General features: G+C 32.4%; 17 protein-coding genes. 16 read left to right on the top strand and 1 reads right to left on the bottom strand.

What is annotated here, in order from left to right:
- Positions 1-21: 21 nt before the first annotated feature.
- Genes GKE48_RS05775 through GKE48_RS05760 form a run of 4 tightly spaced genes read left to right on the top strand, consistent with a single transcriptional unit; the run spans position 22 to position 5,503 of the window.
- Positions 22-2,352, top strand: coding sequence for a coiled-coil domain-containing protein (locus GKE48_RS05775; RefSeq protein ID WP_154300631.1), 2,331 nt, complete (start codon positions 22-24; stop codon positions 2,350-2,352).
- Positions 2,353-2,389: 37 nt separating this feature from the next.
- Entirely contained in the window at positions 2,390-3,790 is a 1,401-nt protein-coding gene (locus GKE48_RS05770; protein WP_022097152.1) for an alanine/glycine:cation symporter family protein, read from the top strand.
- The gene (locus tag GKE48_RS05765) at positions 3,787-4,758 is read left to right on the top strand and encodes an asparaginase (protein WP_022097151.1); all 972 of its coding nucleotides are present in this window, start codon (positions 3,787-3,789) and stop codon (positions 4,756-4,758) included. Before GKE48_RS05770 ends, GKE48_RS05765 begins: the two co-directional genes overlap by 4 nt.
- Positions 4,759-4,762: 4 nt before the next feature.
- Positions 4,763-5,503 carry a DeoR/GlpR family DNA-binding transcription regulator gene (locus tag GKE48_RS05760; protein WP_055287517.1) on the top strand — a complete coding sequence of 247 codons (741 nt, stop codon included), beginning with the start codon at positions 4,763-4,765 and terminating at the stop codon, positions 5,501-5,503.
- A 12-nt stretch (positions 5,504-5,515) separates the two neighbouring features.
- On the opposite strand, the gene GKE48_RS05755 is transcribed toward GKE48_RS05760, so the two are convergent.
- On the bottom strand, positions 5,516-7,291 hold the full coding sequence (locus GKE48_RS05755) for a GGDEF domain-containing protein (protein ID WP_055287520.1): 1,776 nt from the start codon (positions 7,289-7,291) through the stop codon (positions 5,516-5,518).
- Between the two features lie 160 nt (positions 7,292-7,451).
- Here GKE48_RS05755 and GKE48_RS05750 point away from each other — a divergent pair, with 160 nt between their 5' ends.
- The 12 genes from GKE48_RS05750 to GKE48_RS05695 all read left to right on the top strand — a co-directional run bounded on the left by GKE48_RS05750 (position 7,452) and on the right by GKE48_RS05695 (position 16,325).
- Positions 7,452-8,165 carry a LytR/AlgR family response regulator transcription factor gene (locus GKE48_RS05750; RefSeq protein WP_022098757.1) on the top strand — a complete coding sequence of 238 codons (714 nt, stop codon included), beginning with the start codon at positions 7,452-7,454 and terminating at the stop codon, positions 8,163-8,165.
- A gap of 11 nt (positions 8,166-8,176) precedes the next feature.
- Positions 8,177-9,274, top strand: a complete 1,098-nt coding sequence (locus GKE48_RS05745) for a sensor histidine kinase (protein WP_022098756.1) — start codon at positions 8,177-8,179, stop codon at positions 9,272-9,274.
- Between the two features lie 176 nt (positions 9,275-9,450).
- Positions 9,451-9,876, top strand: coding sequence for a hypothetical protein (locus GKE48_RS05740; RefSeq protein ID WP_154300630.1), 426 nt, complete (start codon positions 9,451-9,453; stop codon positions 9,874-9,876).
- A gap of 12 nt (positions 9,877-9,888) precedes the next feature.
- Positions 9,889-10,656, top strand: coding sequence for a hypothetical protein (locus GKE48_RS05735; protein ID WP_154300629.1), 768 nt, complete (start codon positions 9,889-9,891; stop codon positions 10,654-10,656).
- Between the two features lie 181 nt (positions 10,657-10,837).
- Complete coding sequence (locus GKE48_RS05730) at positions 10,838-11,266, top strand: hypothetical protein (protein ID WP_022098754.1); 429 nt, start codon at positions 10,838-10,840, stop codon at positions 11,264-11,266.
- Positions 11,267-11,278: 12 nt separating this feature from the next.
- Positions 11,279-12,049, top strand: coding sequence for a hypothetical protein (locus GKE48_RS05725; RefSeq protein WP_154300628.1), 771 nt, complete (start codon positions 11,279-11,281; stop codon positions 12,047-12,049).
- Positions 12,050-12,397: 348 nt separating this feature from the next.
- Positions 12,398-12,979 carry a hypothetical protein gene (locus GKE48_RS05720; protein ID WP_022097306.1) on the top strand — a complete coding sequence of 194 codons (582 nt, stop codon included), beginning with the start codon at positions 12,398-12,400 and terminating at the stop codon, positions 12,977-12,979.
- A 162-nt stretch (positions 12,980-13,141) separates the two neighbouring features.
- Positions 13,142-13,570 carry a hypothetical protein gene (locus GKE48_RS05715; RefSeq protein WP_055287528.1) on the top strand — a complete coding sequence of 143 codons (429 nt, stop codon included), beginning with the start codon at positions 13,142-13,144 and terminating at the stop codon, positions 13,568-13,570.
- A gap of 12 nt (positions 13,571-13,582) precedes the next feature.
- Positions 13,583-14,353 carry a hypothetical protein gene (locus tag GKE48_RS05710; protein WP_055287531.1) on the top strand — a complete coding sequence of 257 codons (771 nt, stop codon included), beginning with the start codon at positions 13,583-13,585 and terminating at the stop codon, positions 14,351-14,353.
- Positions 14,354-14,384: 31 nt separating this feature from the next.
- On the top strand, positions 14,385-14,819 hold the full coding sequence (locus GKE48_RS05705) for a hypothetical protein (RefSeq protein WP_154300627.1): 435 nt from the start codon (positions 14,385-14,387) through the stop codon (positions 14,817-14,819).
- A 153-nt stretch (positions 14,820-14,972) separates the two neighbouring features.
- Positions 14,973-15,734: a hypothetical protein gene (locus tag GKE48_RS05700; protein ID WP_022097309.1), complete on the top strand. Its 762-nt coding sequence runs from the start codon at positions 14,973-14,975 to the stop codon at positions 15,732-15,734.
- A 165-nt stretch (positions 15,735-15,899) separates the two neighbouring features.
- A complete protein-coding gene (locus GKE48_RS05695; RefSeq protein WP_022097308.1) occupies positions 15,900-16,325 on the top strand; it encodes a hypothetical protein in 426 nt (141 codons plus the stop codon).
- Positions 16,326-16,333 lie beyond the last annotated feature (8 nt).

Below are 16,333 nucleotides of genomic sequence, written 5' to 3'. Positions count from 1 at the left end.
ATAGTTAAAGAGGGTGTTTTTATGAACAATTTCGCTGTTATAACAAAAGCTGAACAGGACGTTGCTAAAGCAAAAGCACATTTATCTGTCCTTAAACAGAAGATTAACGATAGTAAAGCTAAGCTTGAAGATGCAAAGAAAGATTATGATGATAATATCAACACAGTATCATCAGATAATTCTGGTATTCATGAATATATACTTTCGGTTGATCTTATAAAAGTTGAATTGAATAAAGCAGAGGCATCCCTTTTGTCACTTAATGATGAGATTAATAATGCTAAAGAAGCTTCTAAAAAAGCATCAGAAGTTCATTCTGCGGCTAAACAGAAGACAATTGAAATGGGAGACAGATTCTATAATATAAAAAAGAAAGCTGATACTTTTAAAGACAGTATCAGCAAAGTAGAAGAGAATCTCAATGCAAAAAAAGCCGTATATGATGAGTATATTGATGCGGCTGATAAATCACAGGATAAGATAGACGAAGCAAAAGCCCTGCTTAAAGAATTGGAAGATAAATATAATAAGGCTGTAGCTTCTATTCAGGATTTACAGGAAGAATACAATCGTAATTCTTCATTAATATCAGGCAGAAAGACGATGCTTGAAAAAGCAGAGGCTGAAGAAGCTGATAAGAAAAAAGACTATGAACAGATTCATTCAATTGAAACAATTAAAAAAGTTGCATATGACCGTACAATAGAGGCACGAAACCGCCTTAAGCCGGCGTATGATGAAGCTGTTAACGCAGAGAAATATGCAAAAGAAGAATATGAAGATGCTGCAAAATTATTAGAAGAAGCACATACTGCATATGACAATGCTGTCAATGATGAAGCTGCTAAAGAAAAAAAATATAACTCGCAGGTAGATATTGGCAGAGATTCTCACAATAATGACTATGATGCTGTGCTTGATAATCTTAGAGCTGAAGAAAAGAGCATTTCATTAATAACTGATTTTACAATTAATAATCCAGATATTCAGGATTATTGCAAGCACCTGATTCTTTATAATCTGACAGTACATGATTACAAAGACATATCATTTGGAGAATGGATTGTTAATCTTAAGGGATTATCTGGACTTGCCTATATACCGGTAAGTTTCACAAAAAATGGGATCTCTGATAAAACTAATTATTCATGTGAATGCAAAAAAAATTCTGATAACAGAATTGATATATGTGAATGCGACATATCAGATATGTCGCATATTATTAAGAAACCATTCTTTACTGAAAAGGATTTTTTAAATGGAACAGATCTTTATCAGCTAAGCCTGAAATCTATTCAGGATGATATTAATAATGCAGAAATTGCCTATAACAAAGCAAAAACAACCACCGATAATGCAGCTGCGACTTTAGAGACACGAAAAGCAGTAGTTCCTGGTCTTAAGACAGAATACGAAAAAGCTGTAAAGAATGCTGAATCAATAAAAATGAATTTTAATACACAGCGTGCTATGGTAAATCGCTCTAAAACTGAATATGACGAAACAGCCAAAGCCGTTGCTGCTGCATATGAAATCTATGAACAGTATAAACAGAAAGCTGATGCATTATTAGAAGAATATAACAGAGTAACTTCTACAACCTCTTCAATTAATATAGAATATGAAAATGCCAGAAAAAGTGTAGATAAAATTCTTAATGATATTGACAATGCCAAAGATCATATAAAAAAACTTGAAGCATTAGATGAGGATTCAGCTTCTGTTCTTAATAATGCAAAGCTTGAATATGAGAACGCTAAAGCACAATACGATGAAGTCATTGCTGCACAACAGAATGCTGCAGCAAATATGCCTCAGGTTAAGGATGAACTTGACAAATGTATTGCTGATGAAGAAGCTAAGAAAAAAGCAATGGAAGATGCTCTTGCAGATGAGATGAATATCCACAAGAAAATCAACCAGACAAAAGAAAACATCAATCAGATACGCTTTAAACTACATGAAGCTGAAGAAAAACTTGGTAAAGCCCAGGCTAATTCTAATGAAAAAGGACGTACTTCTGAATCATTAAAGCTTGCATATGACAACGCTAAAACAGAATATGAAAAAGCCAATTATACATATACCCAAAGCAACAGCATATGTAACCAGCTTTCTAAAGTATTCTATAAATTAAATTATGAAGCAACAAGAAGTGATTATAATAAAGCTGATTATGATTCAGCCAAATCAGCATATGATTCTGTCCTTTATGAATTCAGTAAATTAACAGGATTAACATTTAATTATACTGATGAAACAGATACTACTATAGATGAGGTATCTGATAAATCTTCTGATACAAAAGAAAAAGGGCTGCTATCTAAATTCTTTGGGTCAAGAAAAAAATAACATATAATGACAACTATATAACAGGATGGACTAATTAATGCTTTCAACAATTGAATCAATAAACAGCGTAATCAATAACTTTATCTGGGGACTTCCTGCAATGATATGTATTATCGGCGTAGGAATTGTCTTAAGTGTAAAAACCAGATTTATCCAGATAAGGAAATTTCCTTATGCAATGAAAATAACTATCGGGCGCATGCTTAAGAAGCGTAAAGCTTCTGACGGCGCCCTTACGCCATTTCAAGCTGTCTGTACAGCTTTAGCAGCAACTGTAGGTACCGGTAATATAGCCGGAGTTGCTGGAGCAATTGCAATTGGAGGTCCAGGGGCTGTATTCTGGATGTGGATATCCGCAATACTTGGAATGTGTACTAAATTTTCCGAGGTGGTTCTTGCTGTACATTTCAGAGAAACTAATAATAATGGTGAGCTTGTTGGCGGTCCGATGTACTATATTAAAAATGGTCTTAAGAAGCACTGGCACTGGCTTGCTTATTTATTCTCAGCACTCGGTGTTCTCACCGTATTTGGGACAGGTAATGCAACACAGGTAAATACAATAACAGCCGCTCTAGACTCAGCATTAATTAATTATAATATTATATCTGCCGATTCAACTCATATGATTAATCTTATAATTGGGATAATAATTATGATTCTTATTGCACTTATAATGATTGGAGGAATAAAAAGAATTGGCAGAGTTACAGAAAAACTCATACCATTTATGGCCGTGTTATATATAATTCTTGCCATCGGAGTTGTACTTGTTAATATTAATAATGTTCCTGCTGTATTTAAATCAATATTTCAAGGTGCATTTTCTCCTGCATCAGTTACTGGTGGTGCAGTTGGAAGCTTCTTTATGAGTATGAAAAAAGGAGTATCAAGGGGCATCTTTTCTAATGAAGCCGGTCTTGGTACCGGGTCTATTGCACATGCATGTGCTGATACAAGTAAACCCGTAAAGCAGGGCTTTTTCGGAATATTTGAAGTATTTGTAGATACAATTGTAATATGTACACTGACTGCTCTTGTTATATTATGTAGTGGTGTTCCGGTAGGATATGGTCAGGCTGCTGGTGCAGAACTTACAATATCAGGTTTTACATCTACATATGGAGGGTGGGTATCAATATTTACAGCTGTTGCAATGTGCTGTTTCGCCTTTTCAACAGTTATAGGATGGGGACTCTATGGACAAAGATGCATAGAATTTCTTTTGGGTCCTAAAGCAACTAAACCATTCATGGCTGCTTACTCACTTGTTGCTGTAGTTGGTGCAACAATGAATTTAGGTCTGATGTGGAGCATTGCTGAAACTTTTAACGGACTTATGGTGATTCCTAATCTAATAGCAGTATTCCTGCTTTCAAACACCGTTGTACAACTTTTAAAAGATTATTTTAATGGAGAAGGTAAGAAGGTAAAATGAAGAATATTTTACTGATAGCTACTGGCGGCACAATTGCTTCAAAAGATAATGGCAATGGTCTTACGCCATCAATTGATGTTAATGTTTTACTTGACTATATTCCGGTAATCAGGCAAAAGTGCCATGTTACCGGAATATCATTAATGAATATCGATAGTAGTAATATGGATACATCTCACATTAGTTCCATTTCAGAATGCATTATGAACAATTACAATGACTATGATGGATTTGTTATAACACATGGAACAGATACATGTGCTTACACTGCAGCTGCTTTATCTTATCAGCTTATAAATCTTTCAAAGCCTGTCATTCTTACCGGTTCACAGTTACCCATTGATGTGGAAAAAACTGATGCAGTCATGAATTTAACAAATGCATTTATTTATTCATGTGAAGACATTTCTGGAGTATTTCTTGCATTTTCTGAAAAACTTATAAAAGGAACATGTGCTAAGAAAATCAAGACGAAAAGTTTTGATGCATTTGAAAGTATTAATTTTCCATATATTGCAGCAATCAGAAACAATATCGTTAAATATAACATTAATACAATTCAAAATATTATGACATCAGACAACGGCTTTCATATCAAAACTGATATGTGTACTGATATAGCAGTTATCAGACTTTTTCCTGGAATGAATTATAATATTTTTGATTATCTTAATTCATCGTGCAGAGGCGTAATTATTGAGGGTTTTGGCATCGGAGGAATGCCAGATAATATTACAGAACACATTCACAGACTTACAGTTAATGGTATATGTGTTGTTGTTACAACACAATGTCTCTATGAAGGTGTTAATTGGGAGATATATGAAGTCGGTCGTAATCTTACAAAGGAAAATGTCATAAATGGAAAATCCATGACAATTGAAAACCTTACAATGAAACTCATGTGGTCGCTTGCACATTATAAAAACATTACTGATATAAAAGATTTTATGGAAAAGGAGTTATAACAATATGCTTACAGAACAAAGACACGAAATAATTCTTAATCTGCTATCTGAAAAAGGAAGCATTACCGTAACTGAACTAAAAGACATTCTTAATACTTCTGAATCAACAATAAGACGTGATCTTAATACACTTGATGAACAGGGTCGGCTTACAAAGGTATTTGGAGGAGCTGTTGAAAAGATCAATGGTGTATCTACTACCGAATTATCCGTTTCACAAAAAGCTGATGTAAACACAGAAGAAAAGAAAAAAATTGCAATGTATGCTGCAAGACTTGTAGTACCTAATGATTTCATATATATCGATGCTGGAACTACCACAGAATATCTTATTGATTATCTTGAAGAGAAAACCGCAACTTATGTAACTAATGCTGTTACACATGCAAGAAAACTTGCAATTGCAGGCTTTAAAGTAATACTTATTGGCGGAGAACTTAAAGGAATAACTGAAGCTGTCGTTGGTAATCAGGCAATTATTACTATAGACAGAATGAATTTTAATAAAGGATTCTTTGGAACTAATGGAATAACTGAAAAATCAGGCTTCACAACTCCTGATATTAATGAAGCACTTGTTAAAGAAACAGCATTTGCACATTGTCATTTCAAATATATTCTTACAGACAGTTCCAAATTCGGAGAAACAAGTGCAGTAACATTTGGAAGTATTAACGAAGCAACTATTATTACAGACAAAAAAATTGGCAGCTTTGCAAAGCTGCCAAACATAATAACAGTATAATTATATCTAATATTATAGCACGCTGGCAATGATTTTACTTATAATAAGAACAAAGTTCCTATCAGAATCATTCCAGCGGCTTTTATGATTAAACACATCGTAGAAGAAATAATATCTTCTATATTTAAATTCAAACCATGCACTGATGAATGCCATTATATTACTGTCTGATAACTCATTATATAATTCCTTATGCCATGCCTCCACAGATGAAACAATACCGATTGACATAGAATTATTCTTATTATATCTAGATAAAAATGCCTTATCATTAAGAATATTCGTCATATCCGGCATTCTCTTATATTCACCACAAGAATATATAAGCTCGGAATTATCATTATATATTCTCAGTCCATCAATCTCAAACTGCTCTAAAATATTATTGGCAACATCATCAATTGCATCTTTTCCTCTGGATACAAGTTCAAGAATTATGTCAGATACCACGCCTGACATATATTCTGAATGATCAGACAAATCAAGAATTTTATGAATATGCCTGCTATTATTCTCAAGTGAACCATGTTTGCTTTCATTATATATAATAAATCTGTTTCGTCCTTTTTCTTTTGCAAGGTACAGGCATTTATCAGCTTTTCTGAAAAGTTCCTCGTAATCCGTTCCATCTTTAGGAAACAGACTTACACCAACAGAAAGAGTAACTCCAAAATCTTCAATTCTGCTGTCAAATGCATATTGTAATTCCTTACGCATAGTTGTGAGAAGAATCCTCAAAGCCTCTTCGTCTTTAATATTATTAGTGAATATATAGAATTCATCTCCACCAAATCTTCCAGCAATTCCTCGTCCGTTAAGGTTAGCATTAATAATGCCTGCTATCTTACTTAATACTTCATCACCAAAAAGATGACCATATGTATCATTAATGCTCTTGAAATTATCAACATCAAACATAATCATATAATGAATCTTATCATCTTTGGATGCAATTACCGATTTAGTATATTCCATGCATGCACGTTTATTAAGAAGTCCAGTGGCAGAATCAACAGCTTCACTTGTTGCATAATAAGGAATAACATCCGAAACACATCCATCAACAGTCTCAAGATAACCTGCAACAACAGACGTTTTATTTATTGAAAACAGGCTGTCGCCATTCACTTTGAACTTGTACAGTTCATCGTTATGCTCGTCAAGCGGCAGGTAAACCATACAGCTGAACATGTTAGAACCATTCTTTAAATAATTATAAAATGTAGCAAACTCCTTACGCTCTGAATCAGACCGCAATATTCTTAACATTCTTTCCCTGAACTGTTCCAAAGTTCCCTTAATAGGTGCATTGCACTGATTACCACGATACAGATATATTGTAAACATATCCGTGTAAGAATTATAATCAAACAAATAATTTCTGTATGTAGAAAGTATTGTCCTGTACTTATTGACATTGTCCAAAGCCAAAAGATACCTGCTCTCAACTGCTGAAAGAAAATAACATCTGACTTCAATTACATTCTCACCTGACAGAATCTTCCCATTATTAGAAATCACCATATCTGTCCAGTAATATTCACCAATTCCATTTCTTAACAGAATCAGCATTCTACAATTCTCACCTGGTTTAATCGTCTCAAAAGCCATCTTAAAATCCTTAAGATTATCCTGATGAACAATATCAAGAAAATTAATACCAACAAGTTTTTCTACAAAATGATAGAAATGTTCATCCGCATTAATAACTTCATAATTTCTTCTGATTAAAACATCACAATATGCAACACAATTCTCTTTTCCAAAATGATTCTCTGATATAATCATAGTTCACGTCTCCATCCCGATATATTATTATCATTGTAACACGAATATAACGAATTATCTAGTGAAAAATATATTAACTTATAAATGTATATTTACTTGAAAAACACATTTTAAAAATGTATTCTATTAGTACATTTAGTACATACATCAGGGGGTATATATGGAGTACAAAGTAGCATTATGTGACGATGACGAAAAAATTGCCAGTAAGATAATGGAGGCATTTAATAATGAACTTCATGCGCATAATCTTGAAGCCACAATTGATTACTATTCATCAGGGGATGTATTAATTGAGGCTGCAAAAGAAAAGCATTATAATCTCGCCTTGCTTGATATAGACATGACTCCGCTTAACGGATTTGACACAGCACAATCTATATGTTCCATTTCATCAGATACAAGAATAGTTTTCGTAACTTCACATGAAGAACTTGTATTTGATACATTTGAATATACACCATTCTACTTTATCAGAAAGAAATATTATGAAAACGGTGTGAAGAAGCTTGTAAACAAACTTACACATACAGACCTGCTCACCACTTCGGTTCATCTTGAAAAAAACGGTTCAATCACAAGCATTGACTCTGTAAGTATCAAGTACGCGGTCAGTCAGGATCATATGCTCAATATATATACAACCTCTGGAAATTATCAACTTAGGAAAAAGCTTTCGGACCTTGAAAATGAACTCGCCGGATATAATTTCATAAGAGTACATAAAAGCTGCCTGATTAACTACATGCATGTAAGAAGATTCGATGCTGTCAGTTCAGAAGTTATTATGAAAGACGGCTTCAGGATAAAAGTCGGACGCTCCTATAAAGATACATTTAAGAAAGGCTTTGTACAATACCGCCGTACAATGTAAGATAACATACTATGTTTCCATACATTTCATTTAATTATTCGCAATACATTCTTTTACTGGCTGTTGCAATAATATTTTACAATAATTCGCTTAATATAATCGGCAAAAAGAAGAGAGTATATCCATATATAATCCAGCTTATTGTAACGATTGCAGTACCGCTGCTTACATATCAGGCACAGAAAATGCTTTCGATATATTCATATCCAGTAATGCCATATGTCATATTCTCACTTATAATATATGTTCTGTTAATTATTGTCCTTAAATCATTCGCGTCAATAAGAAACGGCATGTTTAATATTCGTGATATCATAATTCTTGCATTGACTTTGATTACCGTATGTGCCGTATTTACAGTGACTATGAAAATGCAGCTTACATCGGGCAGTCTGCTGATTCTTCTTTTATTGTGCATACTGATATTTCTTATATACGAACTGGCTTTGTCACTATATATGGCAAACAGCAATAAAAAATATGCGGATAAACTTCAGGAGCAATTAACATCGGGAGAAGATTACATCAAAAATGTAAGCATGCTTGACCGTCAGATACGCTCAATAAAACATGACATGAACAATCAGCTTCAGGTGTTAAGCGGGCTTATTAATAACGGACAATTTAATGAAGCATCAGATTTTTTAAAACAGTACGGTATCGGTCTTGAAAAAACAATTGATTATATTAACACCAATAATCCGGTCATCAATACATTAATTAACAGCAAAATTGCATATGCCAAAAGCGAAAATATAATAACAGCAATTGATATTACTAAAGACATCAAACCTATGACCGGCAATGACCTGTGTTCTATTATTGGAAATGTGATAGATAACGCAATAGAAGCAGAGCTTCACGAGGAAGAGTCTCTGCGCCAGCTTCATATTCAGGCATACTGGGACGATGAAGAAATGGTATTCCATGTAAGCAATTACATTAATGAAACAGTTCTTGACAGGAACTCTGGTCTTGCTACAACCAAAGAGGATAAGAACTCCCATGGTCTCGGAACTAACATTGTAAAATCACTTGCTAAAAGGAATTATGGAACATGTGATTATTACGAAACAGAGAATGAATTTCACTGTGAAATACGATGGTAAAATGCATTTTTCTGCTTGTTTCCACAGCTATACTAATAAAATATGTAACTTACGTCGTTAAACATGCATCTTACGACAAACCGCAGAATAACAGTCTTGTACTTTAAGTACGGGGCTGTTATTCTGTTTTAAAGAGATAAGTACTTATTCAAAATAATTTAACAGGAGAATAAGAAATGGTTCACAAACATTTTATTAAAAATGCTGTTATATTTACAGCAATGCTATTAATTGTCGGGGTTAACTCAACACCTATAATGTCTAAAGCTGGCAATGACTTTGGTGTGGCATTTAGTGTGGATGGTGAAACAAGATTTACAGGCAGTCAAGATAAATATACATCTTCGTCCGTTCAGATGTCATGCACTGATAAAGATATAGACGGTTCATATTATTATGGCAAAGTATATGCAGAAGAAAATAATGAATATTATGATGTATCACATGGATATGAATATTACTTTGATGTCAATGAAACTCATAACATGCTTAACTGGGTAAATGAAGAAGGCTATACACAAGCTGTCATACAATGTGAAGGATATTCCGTTGATGATTATCATGGTGCTTGGTTTGGCGGTTACTGGTATCCAGATATCTAGGAGGCTTGATAATTGAAAACAAAAAAAGCAATTATCTTTTTAGTGTTATTAACTGTGTTGTGCGGCTGCACAACACAGACTTCCAATAATACTGATGATATGTTAGAAACAAAAACTTACTTATATAGTTATGATTATGAAACTGAGCCTGATGGTGAATTAAGTACAGCTTATCACGAAGAGAAGCCATCCGTTAATCAGAATGAATCCAGAGATGTTGTAAAAGCAACTGTTAATTTCAGAAATAAAAACGCTATTACCTACATAAAAATGAATGAAAAATATTCATTTGGAAATTGTGAGTGTTCAATTACAGATGCAATTGTAACTTCAAATTCAAATTACTTTTATACCTTAGTTAATGAAAAATATCATACAATATTATCAACTGAAATTTCTAAAAGACAATATATTTCAAAAGAAACGGGAAAACATATTCGTGATACTTCTCGTTTTGTTTGTGTTAAAGTTCATATGAAATATTCTGGACAAAAACCTGTTAATATGGATATTTATTCTGTATTATTTAGCAAACAGCCTGATAATCAAATATTTTCGTCTGGTCATTTAATGTTTATAGACAAATCATTTAGTATAAATAAAAGTGATAATATTTATCTAGAACCTAATGAAGAATATGAAATGTGGTTCTTTTATAATCTTTCTCTTTTTTCAACTGAAAACACTTATTATGTAAAAGGAAATTTTCAGAATTACAATGATAATGACAGTTACAACGGTTATTTAATTGAACTAAATGAATTGACTGAAATAGATTAGTCTTACAACTTTAAGAAGATATATTTCCGCAACTATACTAATAAAATATGTAACTTGCGTCGTTAAACATGCATCTTACGACAAACCGCAGAATAACCGTCTTGTACTTTAAGTACAGGGCTGTTATTCTGTTTTTAAAAGATAAGTACTTATTCAAAATAATTTAACAGGAGGACAAGAAATGGTTCACAAACATTTTATTAAAAATGCTGTTATATTTACAGCAATGCTATTAATTGTCGGGGTTAACTCAGCACCTATAATGTCTAAAGCTGGCAATGACTTTGGTGTGGCATTTAGTGTGGATGGTGAAACTACATTTACAGGTACACAAGAAAAATGGACTTCTTCATCTGTTCAGATGTTATGCACTGATAAGGACATAGACGGTTCATACTACTATGGTAAAGTATACGCAATTGATGACAATGACGATCCGGTTGATGTCTCACATGGATATGAATATTACTTTGATGTCAACGAAACTCATAACATGCTTAACTGGGTAAATGAGGAAGGCTATACACGCGCTGCTGTAAGATGTGAAGCGTATTCTGTAGATGATTATCATGGTGCATGGTTTGGTGGTTACTGGTATCCAGATATCTAGGAGGCTTAATAATTGAAACTGAAAAAAACAACTGTCTTTTCACTATTATTAACTGTGTTGTGCGGCTGCACAGCACAGCCTTCTATTGATACCAATAACATGTTAGAAACCAAAACATATCTATACAGCTATGATTATGAAACAGAACCTAATGGAGAGTTAAGCACAGCTTATCATGAGGAAAAGCCATCCGTTGATTTGAATGAATCCAGAAATGTTGAAAAAGGAACTGTCAATTTCAAAAATAAAAACGCTATTACATACATAAAAATGAATGAAACATTTTCAAAAGGAAATTATGAATGTACCGTAACAGAAGCTTATAAAACAATATCTTCTGATTTTTTCTATACATTAGTTGATGAACAATATTACGAAGCTCTAGAAAAAGAAATATTCAAAAGACGATATATTTCAAAAGATACAGGAAAATTAATTAATGAGAAAAATTCTTTTTTCTGTGTAAAAATTCATTTGAAATATACTGGTTCTCAACCAACTAATATGACCTTTTATACGACTGGCTACTCAAAACAGACTGATAATTTAATGTATGATCCGGGTTTACTTATTTTTATAGATAAAGCTTTAGCAAATGAGGAAAAAGATGTTTTATATCTCGAACCTGGAAAAGAGTATGATTTATGGTTTTTCTATCATGTATTAGGAACATATTCCAGTGAAAATACTTATTATATTCAGGGCGATTTTCAAAATTATAATGATCATAAAAGTTACACTGGTTATCTAATTGAACTAAATGATTTGACTGAAATTGATTAGTCTTACTACTTTAAGAGGAGATATTTAATATGAAATTTAAATATTCCTTGTAATAACTGCGTTGTGCAACTGCACAACGCAGCTTTCTAATAATAATGAATATTTTATAAAACATAATAGACTTGAAAACATATACAATAATTTTATGGGAGGGAAAGATTATTGAAAAAGAAAATAGTAGTTATTAGTTTTATATTAATAACAACTTTATGTGGTTGTTCATCACCACAAGTAAATAAAACAGATGATATAACAGAAACTAAAACTTATCTTTACAGTTACGATTACTAAACAGAAACCAATGGTGAAGTAAGTACTGCTTATCATGAAGAAAAACCATCTGTTGATTTGAATGAATCTCATAGAGAAGTTGAACCTATTGTCAATTTCAGAAGTAAAGCTGGTCTTACCTTTATTAAAATGAATGAGACTTATACCTCGGGAACACTTGAATGTACAGTTTTAAAAGCTTATTCAACAGTTTCAAAACAATTTGCTGCTGATACATTCGGAGAAGAATATTCTCAATTATTACTTGATAAGATAAATAAATTTCAAGGCTATTATGATGAAAATGGCAATCTATATAACGAAGGACATCGTTTCTTTCTTATCAAGATGCATCTGAAATATTTAGGTAAAAATACTTCAAAAATTCAATTTGATTCCCCAATAATATGTAAATATCCAGATGGTACATATTATTCCCTTGGAGGAATTGATTACATTGACAAAGCTTTGCTAGAAAATGAATCTCATCACATAACCTTAAATCCAGGTGATGAATTCGATTCATGGTTTCTTTATGAAGCTTATCGATATAGCCATGATAAGACCTACTATTTAAGAGGTTCATTTCAAAACTATATTGATGACGACAGCTATAGTGGTTATCTTGTCAAACTTAACGACATTGAAGATGTCGAATAAATCCATGTTTTTATAATTATACTAATAAAATATGTAACTTACGACGTTAAACATGCATCTTACGACAAACCTCAAAATAACAGTCTTGTACTTTGAGTACGGGGCTGTTATTCTGTTTTTAAGAGATAAGTACTTATAAATAATTTTGCAGGAGGATAAGAAATGGTTCACAAACATTTTATTAAAAATGCTGTTATATTTACAGCAATGCTATTAATTGTCGGGGTTAACTCAGCACCTATAATGTCTAAAGCTGGCAATGACTTTGGTGTGGCATTTAGTGTGGATGGTGAAACTAAATTTACAGGTAGCCAAAATAAATATACCTCTTCTTCAGTTCAGATGTCATGCACTGATAAAGATATTGATGGTTCTTATTACTATGGTAAAGTATACGCAATTGATGGCAATAGCGATCCGGTTGATGTATCACATGGCTATGAATATTATTATGATGTCAATGAAACTCATAACATGCTTAACTGGGTAAATGATGAAGGCTATACACATGCTACTATAAGATGCGAAGCGTATTCGGTTGATGATTACCATGGAGCATGGTTTGGCGGTTACTGGTATCCAGATATCTAGGAGGCATAATAATTGAAACAGAAAAAAGTAACTTTTTTTTTACTATTATTAACTGTGTTGTGTGGTTGCACAACACAGCCTTCTAATGATACCAATAACATGTTAGAAACTAAAACATATCTATATAGTTATGATTATGAAACAGAACCTAATGGAGAGTTAAGCACAGCTTATCATGAGGAAAAGCCATCCGTTGATTTGAATGAATCCAGAAATGTTGAAAAAGGAACTGTCAATTTCAAAAATAAAAACGCTATTACATACATAAAAATGAATGAAACATTTTCAAAGGGAAATTATGAATGTACCGTAACAAAAGCTTATAAAACTATATCTTCTGATTTTTTCTATACATTAGTTGATGAGCAATATCATGAAGCTCTAGCAAAAGAAATTGCTAAGCCTAATTATATTTCAAAAGATACAGGAAAATTAATTGATGAGAAAAATTCTTTTTTTTGTGTGAAAATCCATTTGAAATATACTGGTTCTCAACCAACTAATATGAGCTTTTATACCACTGGATTTTCAAAAAGAACTGATAATTTGATTTATGCTTCAGGTTTTCTTTTCTTTATAGATAAAGCTTTATCAAATAAAGAAAAAGATACTTTATATCTTGAACCTGGTAAAGAGTATGATTTATGGTTTTTCTATCATGTATTAGGAACATACTCCAGTGATAATACTTATTATATCCAAGGTGATTTTTACAATTATAACGATTATGATAGTTATAATGGCTACTTGATTGAACTAAATGATTTGACTGAAATTGATTAGTCTTACTACTTTAAGATAAGAGATATTTAATATGAAATTTAAAAAGATAATTAAAAACACAATAATATTTGCTACTATGATGCTGGTTATTGGTGTGTATACTGCACCTGTGATATCAAAAGCTGGAGATGATGTTTGGTACGGAGCATCCTTTGATTTTGATGGTCATGAAAAATATTTACCATCACAATTTAAATACACATCATCATCTGTGTGGATGTCTTGTACTGATAAGGATATTGATGGTTCATATTATTATGCACGTGTTAATGCTGTTAATGTATCTGATAATCCTGTTGATGTATCGCATGGATATGAATATTATTTTGATGTTAATGAAACTCATACTATGTTAAATTGGGTTTATGAAGAACATTACAATAAAGCAACTGTTAAATGTACTGGCTATTCCGTTGACGATTATCACAGTGCATGGTTTGGAGGTTACTGGAATCCAGATATTTAAAATTATAAATATTGAAATATAAGCTTATATATTCTCTATTTTATACTAGCTGCGTTGTGCGACTGCACAACGCAGCTTCCTAATAATAAATATCTTATAAAGCTTACCGAATTTGTAAATATAAACAATAATTTTATTGGGAGGAAAAAATTATTGAAAAAGAAAATAATAATTATTTTTATAATGTTATTCACTTTAAGTGGCTGTTCATCATCTACATCAAATAAAACAGATGACATAACAGAAACTAAAACCTTTCTATACAACTACGATTATGAAACAGATTCCAATGGTGAAGTACATACAGATTACCATGAAGAAAAACCCTCTGTTGATTTGAATGAATCACACGAAGAAGTTGAACCTACTGTTAATTTCAAAAAAGGTGCTGTCACATATGTGAAAATGAATGAAACTTATAATTCGGGTGCATGTGAATGTACTGTCTTAAAAGCATATTCAACTGTTTCCAAGCAGTTTTGCGCTGATACATTTGGAGAAGAATATTCACAGCTATTACTTGACTATCTAAATAAATTTCGTGGCTATTATGATGAAAATGGTAATCTATTCAACGAAGGACATAGATTCTTTCTTGTTAAGATGCATTTAAAATATTCAGGTAAAACTACTTCAAAAATTCAATTTACATCACCAATTATATGTAAATATCCAGACGGTACATATTATTCTCTTGGATTACTTGGTTTCATTGACAGAGCTTTGTCAGAAAATTCCACATGTCATTTAACATTAAACCCAGATGATGAATTTGACGCATGGTTTCTCTATGAAGCTTCCCGATATAGTCATGATAAGACCTACTATTTAAGAGGTTCTTTTCAAAACTATATTGATGATGACAGCTATACTGGTTACCTTGTCGAACTTAACGACATCGAAGATGTCGAATAAATCCATGTTTTTGCAACTATACTAATAAAATATGTAACTTACGTCGTTAAACATGCATCTTACGACAAACCGCAAAATAACAGTCTTGTGCTTTAAGTACGGGGCTGTTATTCTGTTTTTAAGAGATAAATACTTATTTAAAATAATTTAACAGGAGGACAAAATATGATATGTAAAAAAGCCATTAAAAATGCTGTCATATTCACAGCAATGCTGCTAATTGTTGGTATTAATTCAACACCATTAATATCCAAAGCAGGCAACAGCTTTGGTGTTGCTTTTAGTGTAGATGGTGAAACTACTTTTACAGATACACAATCCAAAAGCACATCATCTTCAGTTCAGATGTTATGCACCGATAAAGATATTGATGGTTCATATTATTACGGCAAAGTATATGCTTATAAAAGTGGACAATATTATGATGTCTCACATGGCTATGAATATTATTTCGATGTTAACGAAACTCATAATATGCTTAACTGGGTAAACGAGGAAGGCTATACACGCGCTGCTGTAAGATGTGAGGCGTATTCTGTAGACGATTATCATGGTGCATGGTTTGGTGGTTACTGGTATCCAGATATCTAGGAGGCTTA

This window comes from Lachnospira eligens, assembly GCF_009680455.1.
Classification (GTDB): domain Bacteria; phylum Bacillota; class Clostridia; order Lachnospirales; family Lachnospiraceae; genus Lachnospira; species Lachnospira eligens_A.
The sequence above is the reverse complement of the archived record's forward strand: the minus strand, read 5'-3'. Positions and strand labels throughout refer to the sequence as shown.

Bases quoted from the DNA above. Each gene is read 5' to 3' on its own strand.
- GKE48_RS05775 (WP_154300631.1), top strand. From the start codon at position 22: ATGAACAATTTCGCTGTTATAACAAAAGCTGAACAGGACGTTGCTAAA.
- GKE48_RS05770 (WP_022097152.1), top strand. From the start codon at position 2,390: ATGCTTTCAACAATTGAATCAATAAACAGCGTAATCAATAACTTTATC.
- GKE48_RS05765 (WP_022097151.1), top strand. From the start codon at position 3,787: ATGAAGAATATTTTACTGATAGCTACTGGCGGCACAATTGCTTCAAAA.
- GKE48_RS05760 (WP_055287517.1), top strand. From the start codon at position 4,763: ATGCTTACAGAACAAAGACACGAAATAATTCTTAATCTGCTATCTGAA.
- GKE48_RS05755 (WP_055287520.1), bottom strand. From the start codon at position 7,291: ATGATTATATCAGAGAATCATTTTGGAAAAGAGAATTGTGTTGCATAT.
- GKE48_RS05750 (WP_022098757.1), top strand. From the start codon at position 7,452: ATGGAGTACAAAGTAGCATTATGTGACGATGACGAAAAAATTGCCAGT.
- GKE48_RS05745 (WP_022098756.1), top strand. From the start codon at position 8,177: ATGTTTCCATACATTTCATTTAATTATTCGCAATACATTCTTTTACTG.
- GKE48_RS05740 (WP_154300630.1), top strand. From the start codon at position 9,451: ATGGTTCACAAACATTTTATTAAAAATGCTGTTATATTTACAGCAATG.
- GKE48_RS05730 (WP_022098754.1), top strand. From the start codon at position 10,838: ATGGTTCACAAACATTTTATTAAAAATGCTGTTATATTTACAGCAATG.
- GKE48_RS05715 (WP_055287528.1), top strand. From the start codon at position 13,142: ATGGTTCACAAACATTTTATTAAAAATGCTGTTATATTTACAGCAATG.
- GKE48_RS05705 (WP_154300627.1), top strand. From the start codon at position 14,385: ATGAAATTTAAAAAGATAATTAAAAACACAATAATATTTGCTACTATG.
- GKE48_RS05695 (WP_022097308.1), top strand. From the start codon at position 15,900: ATGATATGTAAAAAAGCCATTAAAAATGCTGTCATATTCACAGCAATG.